This is a genomic window from Geothrix mesophila, from assembly GCF_022808835.1.
Taxonomy (GTDB): Bacteria; Acidobacteriota; Holophagae; order Holophagales; family Holophagaceae; genus Geothrix; species Geothrix paludis.
In genome coordinates, this window is sequence record NZ_JAKZLD010000001.1 from 1635412 (window position 1) to 1650676 (window position 15265).

The window sequence follows — 15265 nt, forward strand, 5'->3', positions numbered from 1 at the left end:
GAAGCCGGAGGCCTCAGCCTCCTTCCGGAAGGGGCTGCGCTCAGCCCAGATCCGGCACGCGCCAGAGGGCCAGCTCGTCGCCGGGGGTGGGCGCGGGCAGGAGACCGTTCTCCACGGCGCCGTCATCGCTCTCGGCTTCGCACAGGTAGGCGGCGATGGCGCCCAGGGGCTGGTCCGTGGGTACCAGGGACCAGCCGGCCGGGGCCTTCCGCGGGCCGCGCCGCCAGGAGACGGACAGCTCGCCCACGGCGGCGGCCTCCAGGATGGCCCGGCCCCCTTCAGTCTCCAGGGCCTCCACCACGGGGACTTCCACATCGAAGGTGCCCAGGGCCTCCTGGAGCGCGAGCCCGTGCAGGCGCAGGTGGGCGGCCACGGGCGGCGGCACCAGGTAGGCCGCCGGACGGTCCACCACCAGGCTGCCCACGAAGCGGCCCAGGTGGGGGATGGTCACGGCGCTGGGCGCGCCCTCCAGGGTGCGGGGCGTGCGCGTGAGGATCTCCACGGGCTGCGGGAAGGTTTTCAGGTCGTAGCGCACGGCGATGCGGTTTCGGGGCGCGCGGCTCTCCGCCACGGTCTGCGCCACCTCGTCCCGGTGGGCCGCCACATACTTGAAGGTCTCCAGCATGAAGGCATAGGCCGTGCGGACCCGCTCGGAGAAGGGGATGTAGCTGTAGCACTCCAGCAGCAGGTCCATGCGGCTGGTGAGGCCCCGGTAGTTGCTGCCGAAGCGCGGATGGTGCGGGTAGGTCATCCAGCCTTCGCGCACGGGGGCGCCGGGCTCGGCGTCGCGGTCCGCGTCCAGGGCCCGCTCGTCCTCCACGAAGTTGCCGTACCAGCCCGCGTCCAGGCCGTGGTTGGCCTTCAGGGCCGCTGTGACGGGCGGCAGCAGGCGGTTGCGCATGTACTCGATGGGCTCGCCCCGTCCGCTCTCCACGGTGTGGGGGATGTCGTAGGTCATGGAGAAGCGGTGGACCGAGCCGTTCGTCGCGTGGTTGTCGATGGTGAGGTCCGCCGCCCAGGGCTGGCAGACGCGGGTCTGGAGCAGGCGCATCTCCGCGCCCTCGTACTTCAGGTAGTCGCGGTTCAGGTTGATCTTGGCGGCGTTCACGCGGGTGCCCACGCCGCTGTCGGGCCCGAGTTGGCCCGTGAGCTTGGGCAGGTGCAGCTTGCGGTTGCCGGGGTCGATGGCGTCGTTGCCGTCGGGGTTGAAGAGCGGCGCCACCACGAGGGTGAGGCTCTCGAGGATCTGGCCCGCGTCCAGGCCCGGCTTGCCGTCGAGCAGGTCGCGCACCAGCATCAGGCAGCCCTCCTTGCCCTCCACCTCGCCCGCGTGGATGCCGCTGATGACCAGCACCACGGGGAGGCCCAGGCTGCGGGCCTGCTCGGGCGTCGTCGCGCCGTGGGCGGAGAGCACCAGCAGGGGCAGCTCGCGGCCCTGGGGACTCACGCCGAAGGAGGTGACATGCAGGCGCTTGTCGCCCTTGGCCTGGAGGCCTGCGATGAAGGCCATCACGTCCGCGTGGCGACTGGTCTCCTCGTAGCGGGTGGCTTCGGCGCGGGTCAGCAGGGCCATGGAACCTCCGGGGGATCGGAAGGGCATTCTCCCCCCATGGATGACCTGGCGTCCATGCGGGAGGTTCCATGTCGTGGACCGGAGTGGTCTCCGGGGGTTATTTCACCGAGATCGCCGTTACCGTGCCATCGGTGCTGGAGATGAGGAGGGTGCCGGACTGACTTATCGCCAGAAGGCCGCCCTTGGGATAGGACCAGACGGCTTTGTGGGTGGAGAGGTCCACTGCGTAGGTCTTGGTGGCGGTGCTGATGAACAGGAGGTTCTGGGTGGCGACGAGGGTGCCCGTGGGGGTCTCGAGGGGCGCGATCCAGATCCAGAGCAGGGATCCATCGGTTTCCGACCGGGCCTCCAGCTGGCTGTTGTTGAAGACGAAGATCACGCCGTTGGCGATGGTGGCATGTCCTTTGTAGGTTCCATTCAGGACCCATTCCAGGCGGCTTCCCGCGAGGTCGAAGGAGACCAGGCGACTGCCCCCCTGCTGAACGGCCACCAGGTTGTTCCTGGAACCGAGGGTCGGAGCCTCGTTCATGGACCAGCCGTTCCATACGAATCCAGGATCGGGGATGTCTCCGACGGAAAGCCCGGTGGAAGCGTCCAGGACACTGACCTTGGGAGAGTACGAACCAGTGTAGGCGTAGACCCGCCCGTTGGCGTAGGCAGGGGTCCACTGGTCGTACTGGTTCAGGATGGCGGACCAGTATTTGGTCCCGTTGGTCGCATCGAAGCAGCACATTCCTCCGTAGGTGCCGCCTCCCATGTAGACCCGGTCGCCGATGATGATGGGGGCGAAGTACCGTTCCCACTGATTCCCATAGGCGGATCGGAACAGCGGAGTTCCCGTGGCCGCGTCAAAGCACCAGAGGAAGGCGTCAACATTCCCCGAGGTGGTGAGGTAGACCCGGTTTCCCGCGAAGGCAGGGGGGTGGACGGCGTGGATGCCGCCGAAATCATAGGACCACAGCACGCCACCCGTGCCCATGTCCAGCGCGAAGAGCAGGTTCTTGCCGAAGTAGGATTGGGTGGAAACGAACACCTTTCCCGCACCTGCCGTGGCGGGATTCAAGGCCACTTGGGCGGCGAGCGGCGGAGTCGTCCATGCGAGCTTGAAGGCGCGGGGGTCGCAGGATACCGGAACGTAGCCAGTGTGCGTCTCGTTGCCCTGGAAAGTGGTCCACTCCGGGGCCGCAGGCCAGGGATCCGTCACACCCAGGGTGGCTGCTGGGCTCGTGAGGCTGCTTCCATAGGAATCACTCACCAGGACGCTGAATTGGGCATTCCGGTCGGGCACGAACAGGGGCGGTGTGGTGTAGGTGGAGGAGGTCGCGCCGGAAATGGAGACACCATCCTTCTTCCACTGGTAGGTCAGTGGTCCCGTTCCGGTGGCCGTGACGGTGAAGGTGGCCGTCTGGCCGCCATCGACGGTCTGGTCCAGGGGCGGGGCGGTGATGACCGGCGGCGGTGGGATCACCCGCAGCTCGACGGAGGCGGCGCTTGATCCGCCGGAATTGGTCGCCTGGAGGCTGTAGCTCTGGGGTGGTGCCAGGGTGGTCGGAGTCCCGCTGATGGTTCCGTTCGTCCCATCCAGGCTCAATCCCGGCGGCAGCCCTGGGGTGATGGACCAGGTCGCCACGGGGCCTCCGTCGTTGACGGGGACAAGGGGGGCGATGGGCTGATTGAGAATGAACCCGTAGGCTCCGCTTCCAAGGTGGATGGAGGGAGGGGCCTCATTCACCGTGATCGTGACCTTGGCGGTGGCGTTGCCGCCCGTGTTGGAAGCCTGGAGGGAATACTCGAGGGTCGTGGAGGCGGAGGTGGGGGTTCCGCTGATGGTTCCGTTCACAGGATTGAGGCTGAGTCCTGCGGGCAGGGTCGGCGTGACCGACCAGGAAAGAACCGTCCCGCCCGTATTGGTGGGGACGAGGGGGGTGATGGCCCTGCCGATGGTGAATGCGAATGGCCCGCCATTCAGGGCGATGGCGGGTGGCGTATCGACCACAGCGATGGATACGGTGGCAGTGGTGGTTCCCCCGGTGTTGGAGGCGGTGAGCGTGTAGTTCCGGGCAGCAGTTGGACTGGTGGGAATCCCTGAGATGGATCCATCCGAAAGATTCAGGTTGAGCCCTGCGGGAAGGGCTGGCGCGAGGCTCCAGGCGACCGCGGATCCGCCGTGGTTGACAGGGACCAGGGGCGATACGGCCAGGCCCACCGTGAACACGAAGGGTCCGCCCGGCAGCTCGATGGCTGGGGCCTGGTCGTTCACGGTGATGTTCAGGGTCGTGCTAGTTGTCCCACCAGCATTGGAAACTGAGACCACATAGAGCGCTCCAGGGGTGATCGCGTTGGGAGTACCGGTGATGGCCCCCGTACCGCTATTGAGCGCCAGACCCGCGGGGAGTGCGGGCGACACGGTGAAGGCGGTCGCCGCCCCTCCACCCACCATAGGAAGGTTGGGCGCAATGGCTACTCCGCGGGTGTAAACCGCAGGGCTGGTGCTGTAGGAAAGGGAGGTGGGTGGCTGCACGGGTGTGGCCCCGCCGCTGCTGGAGCCTCCGCCTCCGCAGCCGATCAGGAGCAGGAGACAGCTCACACCACCGAGTAAGACCCTGGACATCAGACGCATACGCTCACCTGGAATTTTATGGTGACCAGATAATCCACTATGATGTAGGCAAGATCAACCCTATTTTGCGAATCGTCATCGGGTGGCCACCGGGGCCCAGACCATTCACCGCGCCTGGGGAGCCGGGGCTGGTCAGGCATTCAGGGACGGCAGGTCCTGCAAGTCCTCAGTGCGCTCCATGGCCTGTAGCAGGGCGGAGGGCGCCACCAGGTCGCGGGGGCCGTGGTCCAGCCAGCCGCCCAGGCTCGTGATGCGAGTGGCCACGCGGCCGTCGGCCTTGAAGAACTCGTTGCGGAGCTGGGGGCGGCTGCCGTCCCCGGACTGGGCCGCCACGGCGAGCGTGACCCTGAAGGGCTCCAGCAACCCGATCTCGCGGATGTATTCGACCTCGTCCTTCCGCACCACGGGGCCGATCCGCAGGCGTGGGAACTCGGGCGCAGGGAAGCCGTGGGTCTCGAAGAAGTGCGCGCGGGTGTCGGCGGCCTTGTTCAGGTCGGTCGTGTTGCGCATGTGGTCGTTGAAGTCCCTGCCGCCTCAGCCCGCGTAGTCGGGTGGTCGCGAACATGGGGAACATCGGGCCGCGAGGGTGCGGGCTCCATCTTCGGCCCTTCCGCTTCCCAGCGGAACATGACTGTCTCGGTACCGGTACCTACATCCGCTTCAGCACCTGCTGCCCCAGGTGGGACACGCGGTAGTGCCCAGGCTCCCGCTCGCGGATGAGGTCCTGGCGCTCCAGGTAGGCCAGGTCGGCCTCCGCCGCTCCGGCCTTCAGCAGGTGGTCCCGGGCCACGTCGGGGTGCTGGGCCACCAGCTGCAGCAGCATCTTCTGGCGGGGTGTGATGGGTTCGGCCACGGGGGCTCCTAGGGTTCGCTGGTCTGGCGACGGTAGCTGGCGCGGTTCAGCTCGCTGACCTGCACGGTGAGGTTCAGGCGCATGGCCGCCGAGGTGCGGGGGAAGGCCTTGGCCAGCAGGGCCATGAGAGCTTCGCTGAGCTGCGCCTTCACCGCGTCCTCGCGGCCCTCCATGATCTGCAGGTCCAGGGTGACGAAGGCGCGGTCCGGCGCGCCGTCCGCCACGCGGAAGGTCCGGTGCAGGATGACGCGGCTCTTGAGGTCCTCCTCGCGGAAGAGGCCCGTGGCTGTCAAGGTTCCGTGGAGCCGTTCCAGCAGGCCCGCCCAGTCCGGCGCGTCCAGCAGGTTGTCCGAGGCTTCGAGGATGCAGTGGGGCATGGCCGGCTCCTACCTTCCCCCGAGGGGCTTGCGCGCCACCTTCTTCTTCGCGCCCTTGTCCCAGTAGTCGGACTCGTCGGCGAAGCAGATGTCCGAGAGCTCGCTCACGCGCTCCTGCACGCAGGCCTGGGCATCGGCCACCGCCTGGTTGTAGATGGCCGGGCCGAGCTCCACCAGGCAGAAGCGCAGGAAGGTGTCCGCCCCCAGGTCGCCGAGGCTCACGCCGTATTCCTCGTTCACGAAGCGCTGGATGGGGCCGCGCAGGCGCTTCTCGGTGTCGGGGGTGAGCTTGATGTCCATGGGCGACCTTCTGCCGGCGGGCGGCCGGGCAAGTGTACAGTGGGGACTCGCCGGGAGGTCCCATGCCCTCGAATGCCCGCCTGGACGCCGACGGCCGCCTCCTCTTCCTCACCCGCGCCGCGCGGATGTTCTCGTACGGCTTCCTGTCCGTGGTGCTGGTGCTCTACCTGGCCGGCCTGGGCTTCAGCGAGGGGCGCATCGGGCTGCTGCTCACGCTGACCCTGGTGGGCGACACGCTCATCTCGCTCTGGATCACCCTCCACGCCGACCGCCTGGGCCGGAAGAAGATGCTGATGGTGGGCGCCGCCCTCATGGTGGCGGCGGGCATCCCCTTCGCCCTCAGCGGCGATTTCACGGTGCTGGTGCTGGCGGCCACCTTCGGCGTCATCAGCCCCTCCGGCAACGAGGTGGGGCCCTTCCTGGCCATCGAGCAGGCGGCCCTCTCCCAGGTGCTGCCCGGAGAACGGCGCACCGGCGTCTTCGCCTGGTACAACCTCACGGGCTCCTTCGCCACCGCCCTGGGCGCCCTGGCCGGGGGCTGGTCCGCACAGGCCCTCCAGGCCGCCGGCCGCACCCCCGTGGCCAGCTACCGCGTGCTGGTCTTCGCCTACGCCGCCGTGGGGCTGCTTCTCGCAGCGCTCTTCGCGCGGATGTCGCCAGCCGTGGAGGCGCCGCCCGCCGCGGCCCACGCCAGCCGCTGGGGCCTGCACGCCTCCAAGGGCGTGGTGCTGCGGCTGTCGGCGCTGTTCTCGCTGGACGCCTTCGCCGGCGGCTTCGTCATCCAGAGCATCATGGCCTACTGGTTCCACGTGAAATTCGGCGTGGCGCCCGGGACCCTGGGGTCGATCTTCTTCGCGGCGAACCTCCTCGCGGGCCTCTCCAGCCTGTACGCCGTGAAGCTGGCGGGGAAGATCGGCCTCGTGCGCACCATGGTCTTCACCCACATCCCCTCGAACGTGCTGCTGATCCTCGTGCCGCTGATGCCCACCCTGCCGCTCGCGGTGGTCATGCTGCTGCTGCGCTTCAGCATCTCCCAGATGGACGTGCCCACGCGCCAGGCCTACACCATGGCCGTGGTGGCGCCGGACGAGCGCTCCGCCGCCGCCGGCGTCACCGGCATCGCCCGCACCACCGGCGCGGCGATTTCGCCCTCCCTGGCCGGGCCCCTGCTGGCCGTTCCCGCCCTGGCGGGAGCGCCGTTCCTCATCGCCGGAGGCCTGAAGATCCTCTACGACCTGCTGCTCTACCGGAGCTTCAAGGCCTCGGACGTGGGGAAATCCGAAGGGGCGTGAACTGGACAGCTGGTGTCCATGGCGCGGCGGAAGACTGGAGTCTGCCCCGCCTCAGGCGGGCCCGTCCGCGGGCGGCTCCTCCTTCTTCGCTTCCGTGGGCTTCGCGAAGCGCTGGGCGCGGAGGTGGAAGTCGTCCGTGAAGACGCGGCGCACGGGCGGGGGCGGGGCGGCGTCGGCCACCCGCTTCGCCTTCCGCACGCGCCACAGGCCCCAGGCGGCGGGCAGCAGCAGCAGCACCGGGTATTCCAGCAGCACGCGCAGGGGTGTCAGGCGGAACTGGGTGGGGCGCAGGCCGTCGGCGTACCAGGCGTCGAGGATCCACACCTCGTCGTCCGGGCGCAGCTCCGCGGCCTCGGCCTTGGCCATCTTGAGCACCTGCTCCGAGTCCCCGTGCTTCACCGTCACGAAGTCCGTGATCTGGCTGTCGGGATCCCGGTCCACGCTGCGCACCTCCACGTGGGCCACGCCGGGCCGCTGCGCGTGGCAGAAGGGATTCAGCGCCAGCAGGAAGACCTGCACCAGCAGGATCCACAGCACCGCGCCCACCACCGCCCAGAGGGCGATGAGGACGGACCAGCGGATCGCGGGGCGGGCGAGGAAGGGCATGGGGCGAGTATCCCATCACCTGGGTTTCGGCAGGCGGTCCAGGAAGGCCGCGATGGCCTGGACGCAGGCGTCGGGGCGGGTCTGGAGGAGCCAGTGCGGGCCCTGCAGGCGCGTGATGTCCAGGTTGGGCAGGCGGGCGCGGAGCCAGGCGGTGGCGGAAGGGGGCACCAGGCGGTCCCGGGCGGCGACGAGAGCCAGGACGGGCACGCGGAGGCGGCCCAGCAGCGGCGTCTGGTCCACGGCCACCACGGCGCGCAGGCGGGCCTTCACCGTGGCGGGCGGCACCTGGGGCACCAGGGCGCGCAGCAGGTCCATGAGCGGCGCCGTGGCCCAGCGGCCCAGGAGCAGGAAGCGGATCACGGCCGGCGGCAGGCGTTTGGGCAGGATGGGCAGCAGCGGCGCCAGCCGGCCCAGGCCGGGCCGGGGGTTCTTCGCGAAGGTGCCGCAGAGCACCACGCCCACCAGGTACTCCGGTGCCTCCGCCGCCAGGGCCAGCGCCACGGGGCCCGAGAAGGACTCCCCCAGCAGCAGGAAGGGCCGGTCCCGGGGCAGCAGCGTGTGGGCGAAGTGGGCGCAGGCAGGGTAGGACACCAGGGTGGGCGGATAGCGCACCACCCGCGCCTCGAAGCCCGCGGCCCCCAGGGCCGCCACGAAGGGCCCGAACATGATCCCCGTGCCGTCCAGGCCGGGCAGCAGCACCAGGAGCGGGCGCTCGGCGCGGGCCGGTGAAGGATCGGGACCTGGGAGGGACATGGGGGCAGTATCCCAGCTTCGCGCGGGAGCGCCTCAGAGGCAGAATTCCGCGGCGTGGAGGAAGGCCCTCGGGGCCACGCCCACCGCGGCCACGACCTGGCGGATGAAGTGGGCCTGGTCGTAGTACCCCGCGTCCAGGGCGAGCCGGGTCAGGGACGTCCCCGGGCGATGGGCGCCGAGGGCCCGCCGCAGGCGGAGGATGGAGGCCACCTGCTTGGGGGAGGCCCCGACGCTGCGGCGGAACCGCTTCTCCAGCCCATCGACGCTCAGGCCCAGCTCGCCCGCGAGGGGCGCGACGCGCAAGGCGCCGGGGTCCGCCCGGATGGCCCGGAGCGCGGCGCCCACCACCGGGTCCGCGCGCCAGTCCCGGGGCGCCCTCTGCGCCAGCAGGAACCGCTCGAGGACGTCCACGCGCGCCCGGTGGCCTCGGGCCGCCCGGATGCCGGCGGAGGCGGCCTCCACGGCCCGGCGGTCCACCAGCTCCTCCAGGGGCAGGGTGGCCCCGAAGAGCTGGTGCAGGGGCGGATCGAAGAAGGCTCCGGCCGCGCCGTCCCGGAACTTCGCCAGGACGATCCCGCTGCCGGCGGCGGTGACCATGCGGCGGGCCGTGGCCCGCAGGCCCGTCACGACGTGGTCCGGGACCTCGAGCCGCGTGGCGCCTTCCACCAGGCTCGACGAGCCCGCGTAGCGGAAGCCGAGGATCAGCCCCGTCTCCGGAATGAGCAGCTTCTCCATGGCGCCGTCCGCCTCGATGATCTCGAAGGCGCGGACGAAGGGGACGAGCGCCTCGGTCGGGGCGAAGGCGTGGACCTGCATGGGGTGATGCTACTCCTGCCCGAAGCTCCTGCATGGAGTTCCTGAATTCATACAAGTTCCAGATGGCCGTCGCGACAAGCATTCAAGGGGCGGCACGATCCGTTCCGCCATCCATCAGGAGCCTCCATGTCCACCTTCTCCCTCGACCTCGACCGCGAGCCCGGACTCTACTTCCTGCACGACGCATTCACGGTGCCCGAGGCCGACCGGGCGGCGTTCACGGACCGGATGCAGCAGAACCTGGCCTTCATCCGAACCCTGCCCGGCTTCCGGGGCCACCTGGTCCTCGAACAGCGGGACGGGGCCTCCGCCTTCAACCTCGTGACCCTCGCCGCCTGGGCCAGCCGCGAAGCCTACGAAGCGGCGGGCCGCGAGGTCCGCGCCCACTACCAGCGGCTCGGGTTCGACATGCCCGCGGCCCTGAAGGCCTGGGGCGTCGAGATGGTGCGGGCGACCTACCAGGCCGCCGAGGTCAGGACTTCCCGGCCGTGAAGCCGCCATCCACCATCAGGAGGGCCCCGGTGGTGAAGCTGGCCTCGTCGCTCAGCAGGAAGGCCACGGCGTGGGCGACCTCCTCCGGGCGGCCCATGCGGCCCAGAGGGTGCAGGTCGATGAGCGCCTGGCGCACGTCGGGATCCAGGCCCGAGAGCAGGGGCGTGTCGATGTAGCCCGGCCCCACGGCGTTCACGCGCACGCCCTTGGTGGCGGCCTCCAGCGCCAGCGTGCGCGTGAGGTTCACCACCCCGCCCTTGGCCGCCGAGTAGGCCGCCACCATGGTCTGGCCGAACACGCCCAGGATGGACGCGCAGTTCACGATGCTGCCGCTGCCCTGCGGGTACATCTGGCGCAGGGCGGCCCGGGCCACGCGGAACACGCCGATGAGGTTGATGTCGATCACCCGCAGGAAGTCCTCATCGCTGTAGGCGTGGGCCAGGCTCATGCCGCCGATGCCCGCGTTGTTGAACACGCCGTCCAGGCGGCCGAACTCCTTGACGGTGTCGGCGATGAGCCGGTCCACCTGGTCCGTGGCGGTGACATCGCAGGGCAGGAACAGGCAGCGGCCCGCGTGGCGGCCGTTCAGGTCCTTGGCGTGGGCCACGCCCTGGGAGGTGGGGAGGTCCGCGAGGACGATGCCGGCGCCCTCGTCCAGGCAGCGCTCCGCCGTGGCCAGCCCGATGCCGCTGGCGCCGCCGGTGATGAGGATGGACTTGCCCTTCAGACGCATGGGAACCTCCTCACAGGGCCCGGCGCGCCGGGCGCCCGCCCGGGAAAGGCCGATCTCAGCGGATCTACATGTCCACGAGCTTCGGGTGGGTGAGGCGTTCGAAGTCCTTGTAGGCCATGCGGATCAGCTCGGTGTGGGAGCCGGCGTTGAAGGCGATCTCCGGGTCCGCCGCCAGGTGCGGCTCCACGTAGACGTCCATGCCGTACAGGTTCCCGAAGGGCGGCATGGCGCCGGGCTCGCACTCGGGGAAGTCGCCGATGAACTCGCGCTCGTCGGCCAGCTCGACGTTGACGGCCCCGGTGGCCTGCCGCAGTCGCTCCAGGTCCACCTTGCGGTCGGCGGGCAGCACCGCCATGGCCAGGTGGCCATCCATGTTCACCATGACGGTCTTGGCCATCTCCTTGCCTTTGATGTGGGCGGCCCCTGCCACCGAAGTGGCTGTGAAGGCCAGCGGATGATGGATGATCTGGTGGACCACCCCGTTCTGGTTGAGGAATTCCTCCAGCTTCGTCGTGGCCATGGCAGCCTCCTCGGAACGAACGCGACCCAAGGATGGGGCCGGAATGGTCCCCATGCCATCGGCCGCGGTCCCCCGGGAGGACGTCAGGACGCCAAGCGCGCCCGGAGGCCGGGCGCGCATCGGGGTCCGGCCGCTCCAGGGGAGGTCAGTTCACATACCAGGAGGTGCCATCGGAGACGCAGATGAGCGTCCAGTAGGGGAAGGCGATGGTCACGACCGGCGTAACGGTCCAGGTCGGGTTGATGGAACCGGTGCCGTCGACGATGGGCACTCCGGAGGCGGACAGCGAGAAACTGAAGCCTCCAGCCATCACCTGGATCACCCGGTTCGGATTGGCGGATGCCGCGGGCAGGACGATGGTCGGGTTGGCCGTGCTCGTCACGACCACGGTGAGATCGTTGGGTCCGACGAGGTAGTTGGGGGTGGTGCCCGAGACCACGTGCACGCCGTTCGGTCCCGCGGAGCCCTGGGGGATGGTGAAGTTCAGCACCGCGGCGCTGGAGGTGCCCGAGTTGGTCACCGAGGCGGCGGTGCCGGGGGCGCCGGTGGTGGTGGTGCCCACGGCGACGCTGGCCGCCGCGCCCGCGGGGCCGGTGAGGCCCATGGGGCCCGTGGCGCCCTGCGGCCCGGTGGCGCCCGTCGCACCGGTCGCGCCGGTGGCTCCCTGCGGCCCCGAGGCGCCCTGCGGACCCGCTGCGCCGGTGAGCCCGATGGGCCCCTGCGGGCCCGTCGCACCCATGGCGCCCATGGGACCGGCGGGGCCCTGCGGACCTTCGGGGCCCATGGGACCCACCGCCGTGGCGGGCGCCCAGGTGGAGCCGTTGAACACCAGGGCCTGGCCCGCGGTGGGGGCCGTGGTGTCGAGGGGGACGCCGTTGAGGCGCAGCACCACCGTGGCGTTCTGCGTGCCGGTGACATCCCCGGCCAGGGGGCCGGAGAACTCGAAGGCGCTGCGGGCCTGGAGGGCGGGCACCAGGTCCGTGTCCGGCGTGAGCGCCACGCCGTTGATGGCCACGCGCAGCTTGAGGTTCGGCGTGCCCAACAGGGACGCGGGAATGGCGGGTTGGCCCGTGCCGCCCAGCACCGCGGCGTAGAGGCCGTTGTTCACGGAGACATCCTGCGGGCCTGAGGTCCAGAACTCCGTCCCCTGGCTGTCCAGGATGGCGAAGGTGAAGCTGCGGGCGCCGGTGACGGCCAGGCCAGCTTCCGTCAGGCGGCCCTGGTAGGCCACCTGGGGGGCCGGAGCCGCGGGAATTGGGGCGGGAACCGGCGCCGGCAGGGCGTGGAGGGCGGAGGCCAGGCCGACGGCCAGCGCCAGGGTGAGGAGGGAGGGGCGGAAGGGCATGGGACCTCTCGGGGCGGGTGTCCGTCGATGCGGGCAGGGCATGGCCGGAGGCGGCCCCGGAGGGCCTTCCGGAGAAGAGGGAGCAGGCTGGCGGGTGGAGGCTACTTGGGGCCCATGGGCACGGCGGCCCTCAGGTCGGGCAGGGCGAAGGTGGTGCTCCCGTTGCCGCCGTAGGTGGTGCCCAGGATGGAGAACAGGGCCACGTTCGAGGAGATGCTCAGGAGCTGGCCGTTGCAGAAGGCCCAGCCGTCCGGCGCGAAGTTGCCGGCGAAGAGCCGGACTTCCCCGATGATCTGCTCCGAGTAGCTGGTGCTGCCGCTGCCGGAGTTGGGCGGGAAGATCCCCACCAGCGCGATGATGTAGTTGAGTCCCACCGCCTTGACCGTGCCGATCTGCTGGGCGCCCAGGGGGATGGTCGAGATGAGCGGGGCCTGGGGGATCGTGAAGTTCAGGATCGCCGCGGTGGAGGTGCCCGAGTTGGTCACCGAGGCGGCGGCCCCGGGCGCGCCGGTGGTGGTGGTGCCGACCGCGACCGTCCCCGCGGGGCCGGTGGGACCCTGGGCGCCCGTCGGTCCCATCGGTCCCATGGGACCCTGGAGGCCCATGGGCCCGGTGGCGCCGGTCGGACCCGTGGCGCCGGTCGCGCCCTGCGGGCCCGCGGGGCCCACCGCGCCCTTGGCCGCCAGCAGCGCCCAGGTGGTGCCCGAGCCGGCCACGTCCAGGGCGGGATCGACATTGAGGTTGGCCGTGAGGGCGATGTAGCTCGATCCGTTTTCCGCCACGGTGTCGCCGATGGCGTAGACGGTGCTGCCGCTCCAGGCGCTCCGGAACGCGACGGGGGGCCCCATGGGACCCTGGGGGCCGGTGGCGCCCTGCGGTCCGACGGGGCCGATCGGTCCCATGGGGCCCGTCGGGCCCGTTGGACCCGCGATGCCCTGGATGCCCTGGTAGCCCTGCGGTCCCATGGGGCCGGTCGCACCCGTGGCCCCGGTGGCGCCTGTGGCACCGGTCGCGCCCATGGGGCCGACGGGCCCCGGATCACCCTTGGCGGCCAGCACGGCCCAGTGTCCGCCGGAGCCGGCCACATCCGCGGCGGGATCCAGGTTCGTGCTGGCGGTGAGGGCGATGTAGGTCGTCCCGTTCTTGGCCACGGCGTCGCCGGTGGCGTAGGCGGTGGCGGCGCTCCAGGCGTTGCGGAAAGCGAGCGGCGGACCGGCGGGGCCCATGGGACCGGTGGCGCCCTGGGGACCCGTCGCGCCCGGGAGGCCCTGCGGACCGATGAGGCCCATGGGACCGGCGGGGCCCGCCGGACCTTCGGGGCCCATGGGGCCCGCCGCCGTGGCGGGCGCCCAGCTGGAGCCGTTGAACACCAGGGCCTGGCCCGCGGCGGGGGTTGCGGCGTCGAGGGGGATGCCGTTGAGGCGCAGTACCACCGTGGCGCTCTGCGTGCCGGTGACATCCCCGGCCAGGGGGCCGGAGAACTCGAAGGCACTGCGGGCCTGGAGGGCGGGCACCAGGTCCGTGTCCGGGGTGAGGGTCACGCCGTTGATGGCCACGCGCAGCTTGAGGTTCGGCGTGCCCAGCAGGGAGGCGGGAATGGCGGGCTGGCCCGTGCCGCCCAGTACCGCGGCGTAGAGGCCGTTGTTCACGGAGACGTCCTGCGGGCCCGAGGTCCAGAGCTCCGTCCCCTGGGCATCGAGGATGGCGAAGGTGAAGCTGCGGGTGCCGGTGACGGCCAGGCCGGCTTCCGTCAGACGGCCCTGGTAGGCCACCTGGGGGGCCGGGGCCGCGACGGTGGGGGCGGGCGTCCCCTGGCCGTGGAGGCCGGGGGTCAGGCCGATCAGCGCCAGGGTCAGGAGGGTGGGACGGAAGGGCATGGAACCTCGCAGGGCGGGAATGTGGAAGAGGGGTCGCAGGGGGATCAGTTGGCGGGCGCGGCGGGGTGGAACCCGGGGCGGAGGGTCTGGACCTGGGCGGCGTCCGAGGTGAGGCGGGCGGCCACGGGCTCCTGGACCACCGGCGTGTTCGCGTAGGCGCCGCCCTGCTGGGCCTGGCCGCTGGCCTGCACCAGGTCGGCGCGGAGCTGCCCCGGGGGCAGGGGCGCGGTCACGGTCAGGTCGAAGGTGGCCACGGTGGCCAGGCCCGGGGCGGTGACCTTCACCCGGAGGCCCTGGAGCGCCTGGGGCGCCACGGCGGCGTCCACCCAGAGCGAGAGGGTCCCCGTGGACCGGTCCGCCGGGATGGTCCCGCTGCCGGTCACGCCGGCGGGGGCCTGGTCCAGGCTGAGGGTCAGGGGGCCCTGGAGGTTGGGGGCGTGGGGCAGGGCGCGGGCCGTGGTCACCGAGACGTAGCCGCCGCCGCCGGCGGGGATGCTCAGGCTCCCCGGGCTCACCTGCGCCAGGAAGGCCCCGCCGGCCGTGGCGGCCGGCCGGCCGTTGCCGAAGCAGGCCAGGAGGGGGATGAGCAGACCGGCAACCAGACCGGCGCCCGCGAGTCGATGGCGTATGCGCATAGAAATCTTTCAGCAGTGGAAGGCCTTATTCTTCCTAGATCCATTGGAGTATGTCAAGACGTTAAATGATCGTTTTTTAATAGTTGTATTCAGCAATGACTGGCTTCTGTAAACAAGATGTAACCTGCAAGCCTGACTGCTGACTTGGAGTGAATTGAGGATGAAGTCATCGCCATCCGCCTCAGATCGGAACCCCGTTGTGACTGCATCTACAAGGGCCTTTTTCGCCACCGATTTCGCCGATGACGCTGATTTCGCGCCGCGAATTTTCCGCATGGGCCCGCCGGAGGCGGCTTCCGGCGTGGCCGGAAGGGAGTCGGGGGGGGGGGGGGGGGGGCGGGGGGGGGCGGGGGGGGGGGGGGGGGCCGCCCCCCCCCCCCCCCCCGGGCCCCCCCCCCCCCCCCCCCGGCTCCGCCCACGCTGTCTGGTCGCGGGGAATCACTGAAATCAGCGAAATCGGTGGCTAAAAGGTC

At 70.6% G+C, this 15265-nt stretch carries 16 protein-coding genes; 2 read left to right on the top strand and 14 right to left on the bottom strand.

All coding sequences use genetic code 11. The annotated features are described in order from the left end of the window. Positions 1-40: 40 nt before the first annotated feature. From MLG87_RS07345 to MLG87_RS07370, 6 genes are all read right to left on the bottom strand, one after another. Positions 41-1573, bottom strand: coding sequence for a M14 family metallopeptidase (locus tag MLG87_RS07345; protein WP_243294532.1), 1533 nt, complete (start codon positions 1571-1573; stop codon positions 41-43). Positions 1574-1670: 97 nt separating this feature from the next. Further along, the gene (locus tag MLG87_RS07350; RefSeq protein ID WP_341848579.1) at positions 1671-4193 is read right to left on the bottom strand and encodes a putative Ig domain-containing protein; all 2523 of its coding nucleotides are present in this window, start codon (positions 4191-4193) and stop codon (positions 1671-1673) included. 132 nt (positions 4194-4325) lie between these two features. Further along, the gene (locus MLG87_RS07355) at positions 4326-4703 is read right to left on the bottom strand and encodes a thioesterase family protein (protein ID WP_243294534.1); all 378 of its coding nucleotides are present in this window, start codon (positions 4701-4703) and stop codon (positions 4326-4328) included. A 139-nt stretch (positions 4704-4842) separates the two neighbouring features. Further along, positions 4843-5046, bottom strand: coding sequence for a hypothetical protein (locus MLG87_RS07360; protein WP_243294535.1), 204 nt, complete (start codon positions 5044-5046; stop codon positions 4843-4845). A gap of 8 nt (positions 5047-5054) precedes the next feature. Further along, positions 5055-5423: a 5-carboxymethyl-2-hydroxymuconate Delta-isomerase gene (locus MLG87_RS07365; protein ID WP_243294536.1), complete on the bottom strand. Its 369-nt coding sequence runs from the start codon at positions 5421-5423 to the stop codon at positions 5055-5057. A gap of 9 nt (positions 5424-5432) precedes the next feature. Continuing rightward, positions 5433-5723, bottom strand: coding sequence for a DUF2164 domain-containing protein (locus tag MLG87_RS07370; RefSeq protein WP_243294537.1), 291 nt, complete (start codon positions 5721-5723; stop codon positions 5433-5435). Positions 5724-5785: 62 nt separating this feature from the next. On the opposite strand from MLG87_RS07370, the gene MLG87_RS07375 reads away from it, so the two are divergent. Further along, a complete protein-coding gene (locus tag MLG87_RS07375; RefSeq protein WP_243294538.1) occupies positions 5786-7015 on the top strand; it encodes an MFS transporter in 1230 nt (409 codons plus the stop codon). A 51-nt stretch (positions 7016-7066) separates the two neighbouring features. Here the strand turns inward: MLG87_RS07375 and MLG87_RS07380 are convergent, their stop codons facing one another. From MLG87_RS07380 to MLG87_RS07390, 3 genes are read right to left on the bottom strand one after another with little or no spacing between them, the layout of a single operon-like run. Next, positions 7067-7621, bottom strand: a complete 555-nt coding sequence (locus MLG87_RS07380) for a hypothetical protein (RefSeq protein WP_243294539.1) — start codon at positions 7619-7621, stop codon at positions 7067-7069. A gap of 15 nt (positions 7622-7636) precedes the next feature. Further along, positions 7637-8374, bottom strand: a complete 738-nt coding sequence (locus tag MLG87_RS07385; protein WP_243294540.1) for an alpha/beta fold hydrolase — start codon at positions 8372-8374, stop codon at positions 7637-7639. 33 nt (positions 8375-8407) lie between these two features. After that, on the bottom strand, positions 8408-9190 hold the full coding sequence (locus tag MLG87_RS07390; RefSeq protein ID WP_243294541.1) for a helix-turn-helix domain-containing protein: 783 nt from the start codon (positions 9188-9190) through the stop codon (positions 8408-8410). Positions 9191-9316: 126 nt separating this feature from the next. Here MLG87_RS07390 and MLG87_RS07395 point away from each other — a divergent pair, with 126 nt between their 5' ends. Continuing rightward, a complete protein-coding gene (locus tag MLG87_RS07395; RefSeq protein ID WP_243294542.1) occupies positions 9317-9682 on the top strand; it encodes an antibiotic biosynthesis monooxygenase family protein in 366 nt (121 codons plus the stop codon). Here the strand turns inward: MLG87_RS07395 and MLG87_RS07400 are convergent. From MLG87_RS07400 to MLG87_RS07425, 5 genes are all read right to left on the bottom strand, one after another. Further along, complete coding sequence (locus tag MLG87_RS07400; protein WP_243294543.1) at positions 9663-10415, bottom strand: SDR family NAD(P)-dependent oxidoreductase; 753 nt, start codon at positions 10413-10415, stop codon at positions 9663-9665. The genes MLG87_RS07395 and MLG87_RS07400 overlap by 20 nt on opposite strands. A 64-nt stretch (positions 10416-10479) precedes the next feature. Next, positions 10480-10935 (bottom strand): aminoacyl-tRNA deacylase, encoded by a 456-nt coding sequence (locus MLG87_RS07405; RefSeq protein WP_243294544.1) that lies wholly within the window; start codon positions 10933-10935, stop codon positions 10480-10482. 145 nt (positions 10936-11080) lie between these two features. Beyond that, positions 11081-12280, bottom strand: a complete 1200-nt coding sequence (locus tag MLG87_RS07410) for a collagen-like protein (RefSeq protein WP_243294569.1) — start codon at positions 12278-12280, stop codon at positions 11081-11083. Between the two features lie 101 nt (positions 12281-12381). Next, positions 12382-14157, bottom strand: a complete 1776-nt coding sequence (locus MLG87_RS16075) for a tail fiber protein (protein WP_279341079.1) — start codon at positions 14155-14157, stop codon at positions 12382-12384. A 44-nt stretch (positions 14158-14201) separates the two neighbouring features. Next, positions 14202-14792, bottom strand: a complete 591-nt coding sequence (locus MLG87_RS07425) for a hypothetical protein (protein ID WP_243294545.1) — start codon at positions 14790-14792, stop codon at positions 14202-14204. Positions 14793-15265: the final 473 nt, after the last annotated feature.

Excerpts from the sequence above, each read along its gene's own strand:
- MLG87_RS07385 (WP_243294540.1), bottom strand. The coding sequence starts at position 8,374 with ATGTCCCTCCCAGGTCCCGATCCTTCACCGGCCCGCGCCGAGCGCCCG.
- MLG87_RS07365 (WP_243294536.1), bottom strand. The coding sequence starts at position 5,423 with ATGCCCCACTGCATCCTCGAAGCCTCGGACAACCTGCTGGACGCGCCG.
- MLG87_RS07375 (WP_243294538.1), top strand. The coding sequence starts at position 5,786 with ATGCCCTCGAATGCCCGCCTGGACGCCGACGGCCGCCTCCTCTTCCTC.
- MLG87_RS07405 (WP_243294544.1), bottom strand. The coding sequence starts at position 10,935 with ATGGCCACGACGAAGCTGGAGGAATTCCTCAACCAGAACGGGGTGGTC.
- MLG87_RS07390 (WP_243294541.1), bottom strand. The coding sequence starts at position 9,190 with ATGCAGGTCCACGCCTTCGCCCCGACCGAGGCGCTCGTCCCCTTCGTC.
- MLG87_RS16075 (WP_279341079.1), bottom strand. The coding sequence starts at position 14,157 with ATGCCCTTCCGTCCCACCCTCCTGACCCTGGCGCTGATCGGCCTGACC.
- MLG87_RS07425 (WP_243294545.1), bottom strand. The coding sequence starts at position 14,792 with ATGCGCATACGCCATCGACTCGCGGGCGCCGGTCTGGTTGCCGGTCTG.
- MLG87_RS07355 (WP_243294534.1), bottom strand. The coding sequence starts at position 4,703 with ATGCGCAACACGACCGACCTGAACAAGGCCGCCGACACCCGCGCGCAC.
- MLG87_RS07400 (WP_243294543.1), bottom strand. The coding sequence starts at position 10,415 with ATGCGTCTGAAGGGCAAGTCCATCCTCATCACCGGCGGCGCCAGCGGC.
- MLG87_RS07350 (WP_341848579.1), bottom strand. The coding sequence starts at position 4,193 with ATGCGTCTGATGTCCAGGGTCTTACTCGGTGGTGTGAGCTGTCTCCTG.
- MLG87_RS07380 (WP_243294539.1), bottom strand. The coding sequence starts at position 7,621 with ATGCCCTTCCTCGCCCGCCCCGCGATCCGCTGGTCCGTCCTCATCGCC.
- MLG87_RS07370 (WP_243294537.1), bottom strand. The coding sequence starts at position 5,723 with ATGGACATCAAGCTCACCCCCGACACCGAGAAGCGCCTGCGCGGCCCC.
- MLG87_RS07410 (WP_243294569.1), bottom strand. The coding sequence starts at position 12,280 with ATGCCCTTCCGCCCCTCCCTCCTCACCCTGGCGCTGGCCGTCGGCCTG.
- MLG87_RS07395 (WP_243294542.1), top strand. The coding sequence starts at position 9,317 with ATGTCCACCTTCTCCCTCGACCTCGACCGCGAGCCCGGACTCTACTTC.
- MLG87_RS07345 (WP_243294532.1), bottom strand. The coding sequence starts at position 1,573 with ATGGCCCTGCTGACCCGCGCCGAAGCCACCCGCTACGAGGAGACCAGT.